The sequence below is a fragment of the uncultured Bradyrhizobium sp. genome (genome assembly GCF_947648125.1).
Classification (GTDB): Bacteria; Pseudomonadota; Alphaproteobacteria; order Rhizobiales; family Xanthobacteraceae; genus Bradyrhizobium.
Window position 1 is genome coordinate 87,453 of record NZ_CANSMR010000012.1, and the last position, 12,433, is coordinate 99,885.

At 64.8% G+C, this 12,433-nt stretch carries 9 protein-coding genes; 3 read left to right on the plus strand and 6 right to left on the minus strand.

Annotation, left to right across the window (positions count from 1 at the left end):
• Positions 1–33 precede the first annotated feature (33 nt).
• Complete coding sequence (locus Q0030_RS21690; protein WP_298371522.1) at positions 34–1,320, minus strand: MFS transporter; 1,287 nt, start codon at positions 1,318–1,320, stop codon at positions 34–36.
• 142 nt (positions 1,321–1,462) lie between these two features.
• A complete protein-coding gene (locus Q0030_RS21695) occupies positions 1,463–2,848 on the minus strand; it encodes a M20 family metallopeptidase (RefSeq protein WP_298371523.1) in 1,386 nt (461 codons plus the stop codon).
• 239 nt (positions 2,849–3,087) lie between these two features.
• Between Q0030_RS21695 and Q0030_RS21700 the strand changes: the two genes are divergently transcribed.
• Complete coding sequence (locus tag Q0030_RS21700; RefSeq protein WP_298371524.1) at positions 3,088–4,476, plus strand: LLM class flavin-dependent oxidoreductase; 1,389 nt, start codon at positions 3,088–3,090, stop codon at positions 4,474–4,476.
• Positions 4,477–4,709: 233 nt separating this feature from the next.
• Here Q0030_RS21700 and Q0030_RS21705 read toward each other — a convergent pair whose 3' ends face one another.
• Positions 4,710–6,374, minus strand: coding sequence for a thiamine pyrophosphate-binding protein (locus Q0030_RS21705; RefSeq protein WP_298371525.1), 1,665 nt, complete (start codon positions 6,372–6,374; stop codon positions 4,710–4,712).
• Positions 6,375–6,710: 336 nt separating this feature from the next.
• On the opposite strand from Q0030_RS21705, the gene Q0030_RS21710 reads away from it, so the two are divergent.
• On the plus strand, positions 6,711–8,195 hold the full coding sequence (locus Q0030_RS21710; protein WP_298371526.1) for a hypothetical protein: 1,485 nt from the start codon (positions 6,711–6,713) through the stop codon (positions 8,193–8,195).
• Positions 8,196–8,240: 45 nt separating this feature from the next.
• Here Q0030_RS21710 and Q0030_RS21715 read toward each other — a convergent pair whose 3' ends face one another.
• Both Q0030_RS21715 and Q0030_RS21720 read right to left on the minus strand, forming a co-directional pair.
• Positions 8,241–8,756, minus strand: a complete 516-nt coding sequence (locus Q0030_RS21715; RefSeq protein WP_298371527.1) for a GFA family protein — start codon at positions 8,754–8,756, stop codon at positions 8,241–8,243.
• A gap of 144 nt (positions 8,757–8,900) precedes the next feature.
• Positions 8,901–10,028, minus strand: a complete 1,128-nt coding sequence (locus Q0030_RS21720; protein ID WP_298371528.1) for an alkene reductase — start codon at positions 10,026–10,028, stop codon at positions 8,901–8,903.
• Positions 10,029–10,247: 219 nt separating this feature from the next.
• Between Q0030_RS21720 and Q0030_RS21725 the strand changes: the two genes are divergently transcribed.
• A complete protein-coding gene (locus tag Q0030_RS21725; protein ID WP_244069480.1) occupies positions 10,248–10,631 on the plus strand; it encodes a winged helix-turn-helix domain-containing protein in 384 nt (127 codons plus the stop codon).
• A 301-nt stretch (positions 10,632–10,932) separates the two neighbouring features.
• Here the strand turns inward: Q0030_RS21725 and Q0030_RS21730 are convergent, their stop codons facing one another.
• Complete coding sequence (locus Q0030_RS21730) at positions 10,933–12,429, minus strand: aldehyde dehydrogenase family protein (RefSeq protein ID WP_298371529.1); 1,497 nt, start codon at positions 12,427–12,429, stop codon at positions 10,933–10,935.
• Positions 12,430–12,433: the final 4 nt, after the last annotated feature.

A 12,433-nucleotide genomic window follows, 5' to 3' on the forward strand; every position in this document is an offset into this window, starting at 1 on the left:
CGAAAAACCGCGTCGCACTTTTCGGATCATGCTCTATGCCAGCCGCAGCCGGCGGATGGTGAACAGCGCCCACAGGCTGAGCAAGCAGACGCCGGTGAGGTAGTAGCCCGGTGCGAGTTCGCCGATCGGCGCGAAGCCACCCATCCAGGTCATGATCGCCGGTCCCATGCCGCCGAACAATGTGACGCCGATATTGTAGCTGAGGCCGAGCCCCGTCGCACGCGTCGCCGCCGGAAACAGCTCCGACATCAGCGCGGCGAGCGGTCCGTAATACAGTGACTTGAGGACGCCGAGCCACAGCACGCCGAGCAGGATGATGACAGGTGTCGGCTTGCCCGTGAGCAGTAGGAAGGCCGGGAAGATCGAGACCAGCAGCAGCAGCGCAAACAGGATCATGTGCGTGGTGCGTCCGATCTTGTCGGAGACGAGGCCTGCGATCGGCGCCAGCAGCGCGACCGCCGTCTGCGCGGCGAATGCCGCGATGAAACCGACCGACGGCGCGAGGTTGAGCGTCTTCACCACATAGGTCGGCATGTAGACGATCAGATAGTTGACCGCCGTCGACACCGCGAGCGCGCCGATCGCCAGCATCGTGGCGAGCTTCTGCCGCGCGAACACTTCCCTCACCGGCGAGTCCTGCTTTCCGGCTGCCGGTGGCGGCGTCGCATCGTCGACATGGTTGCGGATATAGATGCCGACCGGGCCGATCAGCACGCCGAACAGGAACGGCAGCCGCCAGCCCCAGGATTGCAGGTCGTCCGGGCTCATCAGCGAGGTCAGCAGCGCACCGAAGCCGGCACCCAGCAGGCCGCTGACGCCCTGGCTCGCGAACTGCCAGCTCGCCACGAAGCCGCGCCGCTCCGGCATGTGCTCGACCAGGAACGCGGTCGAGGAGCCGAACTCGCCGCCCGCCGAAAAGCCCTGCACCAGCCGCGCCAGCATCACCGCGATCGGCGCCAGGATGCCGATGGTCTGATAGGTCGGCATCAGGGCCAGCACCAGCGTGCCAAATGTCATCAGCACGATCGAGAGCATCAGCGAGGCCTTGCGGCCGTGACGGTCGGCATAAGCGCCGAGCACGATGCCGCCGATCGGGCGGATCAGGAACGACAGGCCGAAGCTGCCGAAGGTCAGCAGCAGCGAGGTGGTCGGATCATTGGCCGGGAAGAACGCCTTGGAGAGGTAGACCGCGAAATAGGCGTAGACCGAGATGTCGTACCATTCGAGCGCATTGCCGACCGAGGTCGCGACGATCAGGCGGGTGATGTTTTTCTTGGTGGCAACGTCGGCTTCGGAGGTGATCGGCGTCGATAAGGTCATTTAATTTTCCTTGCCAGCGACTGGCACCAGTCTTTCTGCTCGTCATGCCCGGGCTTGTCCCGGGCATCCACGTCTTTGTCTCGCAGCATCAAGACGTGGATGGCCGGGACACGCCCGGCCATGACGGAGGATCAAGCGCCCCTCACCCCTTATGCGGTGCCTCGCCGAGATCCCAGAACAGGCCGGCCATGATGGTCAGCGCCTCCTCGGTCACCGGCAACAGGATGTGCTCGTCGGGCGCGTGCTGGGAGCAGCCCGGATAGGAATGCGGCACCCAGATCGTCGGCAGGCCGAGGCCTTCCGAGAACACGTCGTTCGGCAGCGAGCCGCCGAAGTTCGGCAGCACCGCGGGCGCCTTGCCGGTGGTGGTGCGGATCGAGTTCGCCGCCCAGTCGATCCACGGGCTGTCCATGTCGGTGCGCGAGGCGCCAAACCGCTGCGCGCCCGAGACCTCGACCATCGGGAAGCCGTTCTTGTGCAGATAGTCGCGCACCCCATCGATCACTTCGAGATATCTCGTGCCGACGACGAAGCGGAGCTGCAACACCGCGTTCGCCTTGCCCGGAATTGCATTGGCGGGCTTGTCGATATTGCCCGACGACATCGCCAGCACTTCCAGCGTGTTCCAGGCATATAGCCGCTCGGCCGCGGTCAGGCCCTCCTCACCCCAATCCTCCGCCAGCGTCGGCTCGTCCGCCGTCGGCTTGATTTCGACGTCGGCGAGCGCGGCGCGGACGCGGTTCGAGATCGGCGGCGGTTTCAGGATATCGAGCTTCATGCGGCCCTTGCCGTCGACCAGGCTCGCGATCGCGTTCACCAAAATCGTCGCCGGATTGGCGAGCACGCCGCCCCAATTGCCGGAATGGTTGCCGCCCTCACGCAGATTGACGTCGAGATGGATGCGGTTGCCGCCACGGCAGCCGAGGAAGATGGTCGGCCGGTCCGCCGACAGCCGCGGCCCGTCCGAGGCAATGAACAGATCGGCCTTCAGCTCCTCGCGATGCGCCTCACAGACCTCGCGCAGATCGGGCGAGCCGATCTCCTCGCCGGTCTCGATGATGAATTTGGCGTTGAAGCCGAGCTTGCCGCCGCGCGCCTGCTTCACCGCGCGCAGCGCGGCCATGTTGATCGAATGCTGGCCCTTGTTGTCAGCGGTGCCGCGGCCGTAGACGCGGTCGCCCTTGACCGTGGTCTGCCAGGGATTGAGCCCGTCGCGCCATTCGCCGACCATGCCGTCGACGACGTCGCCGTGGCCGTAGGTCAGCACAGTCGGCCGCGCCGCATCCTCCTGGTAGTCGGCGATCAGATAGGGCCCGCGGCCAGTCGGCGACTCGATCAGCCGGGTCTTGAAATCGAGCTCGGCGAAGGCCGGCTGCAAATTTTCGACCAGATAGGCGCGCAGCGCATCGGCCTTATCGGCATTCAGGCTCTCGGTCTGGTAGCCGACCCTGCGGTCCAGCTCCTGCAAGAACTGTCCCGATTGAAAATGCTCTCGCACATTTGCGATTGCGTCGGCCCGTGTCGCCATGATTGTTCCTTCGTCCGGTCGCGTCTTGGCATGAACCCACCGGAACGCGACGCTTTGCGCCCGGATCATGCCTCTGGAGGCCGGCAACCTATCGGGATCGGCGCGCCACCGGAAGGGTGTGAATCGCGAAGGGGGCCTTGCCAAAACGTGGCAAGTCGCAACAAGTTGATGCGGGACGCCCGGCATCCGACCGGGCAGCATTCGAAGCGGCGCTCAAGGTTTCGACCAAGGTTTCGACAATGACAAAACAAATCCGGCTCAACGCCTTTGCCATGAACTGCGTGGCGCATCAGTCGCCGGGGCTGTGGACCCATCCGCGCGACCGCACCAAGGACTACAACAAGCTGTCGTACTGGACCGATCTGGCGAAGACGCTGGAGCGCGGCCGGTTCGACGGCCTGTTCCTCGCCGACGTGCTCGGCGTCTACGACGTGTACGCGGGCAATCCGGATGCGGCGCTGCGCAACGCGGCGCAGACCCCGGCCAACGAGCCGTTGATGCTGATCCCGGCGATGGCCGCGGTGACCGAAAATCTCGGCTTTGGCGTCACCAGCAATCTCTCCTTCGAGCCGCCCTACCCGTTCGCACGGCGGATGTCGACGCTCGATCACCTCACCGGCGGCCGGGTCGGCTGGAACGTGGTGACCGGCTATCTCGATTCCGCGGCGCGCGGCGCCGGCAAGGACAAGCAGACCGCGCATGACGACCGCTACGAGCTCGCCGACGAGTATATGGAGCTGGTCTACAAGCTGTGGGAAGGCAGCTGGGAGGACGACGCCGCGATCCGCGACGTCGCGCGCGGCATCTTCACCGATCCTGCGAAGGTGCATCGAGTGCAGCACGAGGGAAGCAACTACCGGCTCAACGCGATCCATCTCTCCGAGCCGTCGCCACAGCGCACGCCGGTGCTCTATCAGGCCGGCACCTCGCCGCGCGGCCGTCAGTTCGCCGCCGAGCACGCCGAATGCGTCTTCATGTCGGGGCCTTCGGCCAAGGTGATCGGCCCGCGGGTATCGGCGATCCGCGAGCTCGCCGCCGAGAAGGGCCGCAACGCAGCCGAGATCCTGATGTTCTCGATGATGTGCGTCGTCGTGGCGCCGACCGAGGCAGAGGCGAAGGCGAAATACGCCGAGTATCGCAGCCATATCAGCCATGAGGGCGCGCTGGCGCTGATGTCGGGCTGGACCGGTGTCGACTTCTCGACCTATTCGCTCGACCAGGAAGTGCGGCACGTGCAAAACGACGCCGGCCGCTCCGCGATGGACAACGTCACCCGCGCCGATCCCGATCGGGTCTGGACCGTACGCGAGGTCGCCGAGCATGTCGGCATCGGCGGCGCCGGCCCTGTGGTGGTCGGCTCGCCGGAGCAGGTCGCCGACAAGATCGAGCAATGGTTCGAGGACACCGACGTCGACGGCCTCAACGTCGCCTTTGCGATCTCGCCCGGCGATTTCGAGGATATCGCCGACATGCTGGTGCCGGAGCTCGTCAGGCGCGGCCGCTACAAGCGGGAGTATGCGAAGGGGACGCTGCGCGAGAAGCTGTTCGGCGCGGGCCGTGCAAGGCTCGACGCAACGCATCCGGCGAGCCGACATCGGGTGAAGTCGCAGGCAGACGCAGCGGAGTGATTGCCGCCGTCATTGCGAGCGAAGCGAAGCAATCTATCGTTCTGCATACGCGGGCCAATGGATTGCTTCGTCGCTTCGCTCCTCGCAATGACGAGGTTACGCCCAGCTCACCATCCCGTCATCCTGAGGAGGCGGCCGTCTCGAAGGATCGACGGCCACCGGCCGGGCCGTACATCCTTCGAGACGCGCTTCGCGCTCCTCAGGGTGACGGTGACGGATCGAACGCAACCCACTCAATTCACCGAATTGCTGACCATCACCTCGATCAGCTTCGCGCCCGGACGGCTGAACGCCGATTTCATCACACCCTTCAGCTCCTGCGGATCGGTCACCTTGATCGCCTCGAGCCCGAGCGAGCGCGCGACGCCGGTGAAATCGACCGGCGGATCGATGAAATCCATGCCGACATAATTGTCGTCGCCATGGAAGGCGAGCAGGCGCTGCTTGATGATGCGGTAGCCGCCATTGTTGACGATGACGAAGGTCAGCGGCAGCTTGTGGTTGGCCGCGGTCCACAGCGACTGGATCGAATACATCGATGAGCCGTCGCCGGAATAGCACACCACCGGGCGCTGCGGATTGGCGAGGCTGACGCCGACCGCGGCCGGCAGGCCCCAGCCGATGCCGCCGGAGGCGAGCGCGTGATAGCCGAAGCGGTCGCGATGCGGGCGTAAACCGAGGATCTGCCGCGACGAGGTCAGGCCCTCGTCGACCAGGATCGCGTTGTCCGGCATCGCCTCCACGACCTGTAGCGCCAGCCAGTCCGGATCGATCGGTGAGGTCTGGCTCGCCTTCGAGATCTGCTCGACCAGCGCCTTGCGCTTCGCTGCCCAGTTCTTCGTCGACAGCGCTGCGAGGCCCTGCCTCGCACGCGTCTCCAGCGCGCCGCCGCCGAGCTCCTTCAATGCCGGGACCAGCGCGCGCAGCGTTTCCTTCACATCCGCCTTCACCGCGATCTCGGCGCCATAGTTCCTGGCGAGATCGCTGTCGACCAGGCCGACCTGCACGATCGAGAGCCCGTCCGGCAGGGGATCGACCTCGCTATAGACCGACATCCGCAACGGATCGCCGCCGAGCGCAATCAGGAGATCATAGGGCGCGAGCACATCGCGGGCGACCTTCTGCAGCCGCGCGATCGCGCCCATGAAGCTCGGGCTTTCGGAGAGGAAATGCGAACCAAAGGGCGTCGGCGATTGCCAGGCCGGGCAGCCCAGCGTCTCGGCAAGATCGGCCGCCTCGCGCAGCGCGTCGCTTTTGACGATCTCGTCGCCGACGACGATCACCGGACGCTCCGCTTTCAGGATGCGCGCGGCCAGCGCACTCAACGACTCCTCCGACGGCCGGACCCTGCTGTCGACCCGGGTGGAGCGGCCGAGCTCGATGCCGGCCTCGGCGTTGAGAATGTCGCCGGGCAGCGAGATGAACACCGGTCCCGTGGGCGGCGTGGTCGCGATCTTGGCGGCGCGGCGGACGATGCGCGGCAGGTCTTCGAGCCGCGTCACCTCGACGGCCCATTTCACCAAGGGAGTGGCCATCTGCACCAGCGGACCATAGAGCACCGGTTCGGTCAGGCCGTGGCCCTGCTCCTGCTGGCCGGCGGTGAGGATCAGCGGCGTGCCGGTGAAGCTCGCATTGTAGAGCGAGCCCATCGCATTGCCGAGACCGGGCGCGACATGGACGTTGCAGGCGACCAGCTTGCCGGAGGCGCGGCTGAAACCATCGGCCATCGCGACGACCAGGCTCTCCTGCATCGCCATCACATAGGTGAGGTCAGGATGATCCTTCAGCGCATGCATGATCGGCAATTCGGTGGTGCCGGGATTGCCGAACAGATGCGTGACGCCCTCGTCCTTCAGCAGCGCCAGGAATGCGGAGCGGCCGGTAATGCGATTCTTCATGTTCCCTCCAGGCCTGCCGGCGCGTTGGCCAACGGCGCCGGGGGAGATGACCAAACTTGCGCTTGGGGAGCAATCGAGCGGCCGGTCATGGCCGCATTCCACTGGCGCGCGCCTGGTTCATCAGGGCACGCGCTCGTCACTTCACTCCGCCGGCCAGTCCCTCGAAAGCCGGCGTTGGGCAGACGCGAACCCCAACGGGAGCCATCGAATTGCGCGGCTGACTTTAACGCTACTTTAGCCAGAGTGTCCTAAAGCGACGATGGTTTGCCTTCATCAAGCACACAGACAAGCATGTAGGGCCCGCAGACGGCTCGCTTCGATCGCGGGGGTTCAGTCATGGACGCGCTGGCGGCCTGGAACGGAACCAGGCTCGATAGAGGACCGGGAACGATCGGGCTCGAGAAGCCGGGTCTCTATGTCTTCCTGATCGCAGCCACGTCCCTGTACTACCTGTCGAACGGGGCGCTCCTGCTCGGCCACCTGGATCTCGGATGGCACCTCGCCGCCGGAGACCTGATCAGGGAGCGCGGCAACGTGCCCTTTCAGGATCCATGGTCATTCACCCTCGGCGACAGGCAATGGTACAATCTGTCCTGGCTCTGGGACGTCATCGCCAGCGTGGTGTTTCGATACACGGGGTATATCGGTCTCACACTGTCGGTCGTTGCGTGTGGCGCCGTCATCACCGGATGTCTTGCATCGATCTGCCTGCGCAGCGGCGCCTCGACACTCGCGGTCGGCATTTCCGTTCTCGCCGCGTGCGTGCTTTACCCGGCGTTCGTGACCGCGCCGAATTCCTATCTCGCCGCCTCGCCGAACACCCCCACCATGTTGTTCTGCGTCGTCTTCTACGCAGAGTGTTTGAAGCGAACCAGATGGTTCTTGCTGCCGGTGATGATGGTGCTTTGGGCCAATCTGCATGGCGGCTTTGTGCTCGGGCTTTTCATCATCGGCTTTTTTGGCGCCGCCTCCGTGCTCAGGCGGGACTGGGCCGGTGTCAGGATCTACAGTTTCGCAGCAGCCGGCTGCCTTGTCGCAATCCTGATCAATCCGCTTGGCTGGCGCATCTACGACGGCGTCACGACCACGCTGGGCCACTTCGCGCAGGCGAACATCACCGAGTGGTGGTCTTATTCTGCGAACTTCAGCGTGCCCGGGAGCATTCCCGGCATCGTCTATATCGCGATATTTGCCGCGTTCGAGCTGCGCCACCCGGCTGCCTCGCCGGCTCCTCTGGAATCGCGGCTGCTGTCCTGGCTGTTTCTGCTGCTGGGATTCTATCAATACCGGTACATGTCGTTCTTCTTCATGTTCGCAACGGTGCCGCTGGCGCTTCACATCGACCGGGTGCTGCCCAAGCAGCTGAACGACCTCAAGGTCCAGAGCTCGCTCTTGGTGGCCGGCATCGTCGCAATGTGCGCGCTGCCGCTGACCTTGATGTACGTCAAACCGGCTCTCGCACTTCCGCAGCTGCTCTCGGAGCAGGATGCGCGCTATCTTCAAACCCATTTTCCGCATGCACGGCTGCTGAACCACTGGAACGTCGGTGGCCTCCTGATTTTCTACACACGCGGTGCGGTGCCGGTGTTCGTCGACGGCCGGTCGGCCACCGCCTATCCCGATGAGCTGCTGCGCGACTATTTCAGCCTGATCAAATGGGAGATCGATGAGGCCGCCTGGGACACCGTCCTCGCCAAGTACAAGATCGATACGGTGCTCTGGGTGAAGGCGCACGAACCTCTGAAGAGGTTCCTCGTGGACAAGAGAGGGTGGACCGAGGAATACGTAGGAACGGACGAGGTCATCTACGTGAAGCACTGACGCAGCTGGAGCTTCGATTCTGATTCAATCAGCACCGAAACTGCGCTAGAACATCCCCTCGCGCTCGCTGCGCTTCTTCTTTTTCGAACGCTGCCAAACCACGCCGGGATAGCCCTTCAGCGGCACCAGCGGCTCGCCGGTGTAGGCCCACTCCTGCAATTCCTCGATCGCGATGTGATAGAGCGGCTGCCGGCCGGTGCGCCCCGAAAACAGCGCGCGCGGGATGTTCACCATGTGCGGCGACCGTGCGCGCTCGTAGATGACGGGCGTGCCGCAATTGCCGCAGAAGCTGCGCGCGGTCTTGGTCGCCGGATCCTCGTAGCGCGAGAGCTCGCCCGCGCCTTGCGTGATGCGGAAGCGCTTCTTCCAGCTGCCGACATAGGTCGCGTAAACCGCGCCATGGGCGCGGCGGCTCGCGGCGGTGTGATCGTGCCAGGCCCAGCGCGCCGGCACGTCGATCTCGAACCGCACCTTGCCGCACAGGCACTGGCCGGCCGCGGGCTTCGCCAGCGCCACGGGTTTGGGCTTTTTCGTCGGCTCGAACTCGTCGTCCGGAAACATTGGGAGCTCTCCGGCTTTGCCCGCCGTCATTGCGAGCGAAGCGAAGCAATCCATCTATCGGCGCGTGAGGAGCGATGGATTGCTTCGTCGCTCCGCTCCTCGCAATGACGAAGATGGAACCATTGTGGCCCGGGCTACGAAGACTTACGCCTGCGCCAACTCGCCGTGCACGGGATAATCCGTGTAGCCCTTCTCCTCGCCGGCATAGAAGGTCGCGCGGTTGTACTTGGTCAGCGGATAGCCGCGCTGCAGGCGGTGCGGCAGGTCCGGGTTGGAGATGAAATAGCGGCCGAACGCGATCGCATCGGCATGGCCTTCCGCAACCGCGCTCTGCGCGCTGTCACCGACGAAATTGCCGGCCGTGATCAGGACACCGCTCCACATCGGGCGGTACAGCACCATCGCAGACGGCACATTCTGCCAGTCGACCTCGGCACGGCCGGTGCCCGAGGCGCGCGGCTCGATGAAATGCAGATAGGCGAGGCCGAACTTGTCCAGCGCCTTGATGGCGTGGCTGTAGAGCGGCATCGGATCGGCCTCGCCGCTGCCATTGGCTATGCCGTAGGGCGAGAGCCGTACGCCGACGCGGTTGGCGCCCCAGACCTCGGTCACCGCCTGCGCCACTTCCAGCAGGAAGCGGACGCGGTTCTCGATCGAGCCGCCATACTGGTCGGTCCGCAGGTTGCTGCGGGATTGCAGGAACTGCTCGATCAGATAGCCATTGGCGCCGTGGATCTCGACACCATCGAAGCCTGCGGCGAGCGCGTTCTTCGCGCCCTGCCGATAGGCCTCGACCATCAGGGCGACCTCGCCGGTCTCGAGCGCGCGCGGCGTCTCGTAGTCGACCACCTTGCCATCCGCCGTCATGCACTTGAATTCGGAGGGAATCGCGACCGCCGACGGCGCCACCGGCAGCGCGCCATCCGGCTGGAACGAGGAATGCGAGACGCGGCCGACGTGCCAGAGCTGCAGGAAGATCAGCCCGCCCTTGGCGTGCACCGCATCCACCACCTCGCGCCAGCCCGCGATCTGGGCCTCGCTGTAAATGCCGGGGACGCCGGGATTGCCGAAGCCGGTGGCGACCACCGGCGAGGCTTCCGCGATGAGCAGGCCGCCCGGCGTGGCGCGCTGCGCGTAATATTCCGCGTTCATCGGCCGCGGCGCGAGGCTCGGCCGCGCCGCCCGCATCCGCGTCAGCGGCGCCATCACGACGCGATGCTTCAGCTCATAGGGACCGACCTTGAGCGGCGAAAACAACGATGGAGAACTCATGCCTACCCCAAATATTCTTGTGTGGTTTCCGTTATATTTTGGGCATGATCTTTCGGAAAACCGGTGCCCACTTTTCCGGATCATGCCCGTTAGAGCGTGGGCATGACCCGCCCGGAAAACCGGTTACCATTTTTCCGGACCATGCCCGTTATGTCACGGGTTCATCTTGTTCGCAAAAGCAGGTAGTGGCAATCTACCGAACTGACAAGCAGGCTTGCCATGTCGAAAACGAGCGCCACATCGCTCCCCTCGTTGAGCGTCCGCATCGATCTCGATGCCGAAGACCGCATCGGACCGGGCAAGATCCTGCTGCTCGAGCAGATCAAGGAATGCGGGTCGATCTCCGCCGCCGGCCGCGCCATGGACATGAGCTACAAGCGCGCCTGGGACCTGGTCGACGAGATCAACCGCATCTGCCGCCAGGCGGCGGTGGAACGCCAGACCGGCGGCAAGAACGGCGGCGGCGCAGTGCTGACCCCGTTCGGCCTCTCTTTGGTGGCGCGCTACCGCAAGATCGAGCGCGATGCGGCAACCGCCGTGCGCAAGGATCTCGAGGCCCTGCGCAGCGACATCGGCAAGCCGAAGAAGGCCGCGGGGCGGTAAACGCAACAACCGGCGGCCGGCGCAAGGGACGCGTTGCGAAAATATCGAAAACAACCCCATGCAAAGTAGCCGGCGGCGGCCGGCGCTCGACAAGGCAACTTGACGCGTCGGGCAAATCAGGGGTATTTTTCTAATATTCCGAAATCATGCAGGCGAAATAACACCAGCGTTGTGTGGTGAGGGGCTTCACTCCGCGAGCACGCCGAACGTTGACCTGTACCCCCTCACCCGCCGCGCAAGAGCGCGGCGACCTCTCCCCGCAAGCGGGGAGAGGTAAGAAAGCCGCAGTCGAACCGAACGCCTAACCGGTCTTGATCCAGACCGCCTTGACGTTGAGGTATTCCTCGACGTGCTGCTTGCCGGACTCGCGGCCGTAGCCGCTCATCTTGTAGCCACCGAACGGCACCGCCGGATCCATCGCCTGGTAGCAATTGACCCAGACCGAGCCGGCGCGCAGCGCTTTCGCGACCTGGTGCGCCTTGCTGACATTGGTGGTCCAGACACCGGAGCCGAGGCCGAAGGTAGTGGCATTGGCGCGCTTGATCAGCTCGTCCGGATCCTTGAACGAGATCGCCGAGATCACCGGGCCGAAGATCTCCTCCTGCGCGATGCGCATGTTGTCCTGCACATTGGCAAACACCGTCGGCTGCACGAAATAGCCCTTCGACAGCGCGCCCTCGGTGAGGCGGCCGCCGCCGGCCAGCGCCTTGGCGCCTTCCTTCTGGCCGATGTCGAGATAGCCGGACACACGGTCCATCTGCTGCTGCGACACCAAGGGGCCGATCTGGGTGTTGGGATCGAGGCCGTTGCCGACCTGCAGCTTCTTGCCGAACTCGGCGACGCGGCCGACGAACTCGTCATAGACCTTCTGCTCGACGAACAGCCGCGTGCCGGCGCTGCAGATCTGGCCGGAATTGGCGAACACCGCCATCGCAGCCCCCGGCACCGCGGCGTCGAGATCGGCGTCGGCGAACACGATGTCCGGCGACTTGCCGCCGAGCTCGAGCGAGACGCGCTTGAGGTTGCCGGCCGAGGCACGGATGATCGATTGTCCCGTGACGTGCGAGCCGGTGAAGGCGACCTTGTCGACGTCGGGGTGCGAGGCGAGCGCGGCGCCCGCGGTCTCGCCATAGCCCGGCACGACGTTGACGACGCCGGGCGGAATGCCGGCCTCCATGCAGAGCTCGCCGATGCGCAGCGAGGTCAGCGGCGATTCCTCGGCCGGCTTCAGCACCACGGTGCAGCCGGTCGCGATCGCCGGGCCGATCTTCCAGATCGAGGCGGTCAGCGGCCCGTTCCAGGGGATGATGGCGCCGACCACGCCGATCGGCTCCTTCAGCGTGTAGGAGAATATCTCGCCGGCCAGCGAGTTCTCGATGGTCTCGCCGTGGATCGCGGTGGCCTGGCCGGCGTAGTAGCGCAGCATGCCGAGCGCGCGCAGCTTATTGCCGCGGGTGCGGCTGATCGGTGCGCCCATGTCGAGCGTGTCGAGCTGGGACAGTTCCTCGAAATTGGCCTCAACCAGCTCGGCGAGCTTGAGCAGCATGTTCTGCCGCTCGAACGGCTTCACCTTGCTCCACGGCCCTTCGAAGGCGCGACGCGCCGCCGCGACCGCACGGTTGATGTCCTCGGCATCGCCCTCGGCGACGGAGGCGAGCAATTCGCCGGTGGCGGGGTTGTGGGTTTCGAACTTCTTGCCGGAGGCGGCGTCGACCCATTTGCCGTCGATCAGCATCTTTTTGTAGGAGCCATCGGCATAAGGATGGCGCGTGATCGGAATAGCCTGCGAAACAGCCATGTTT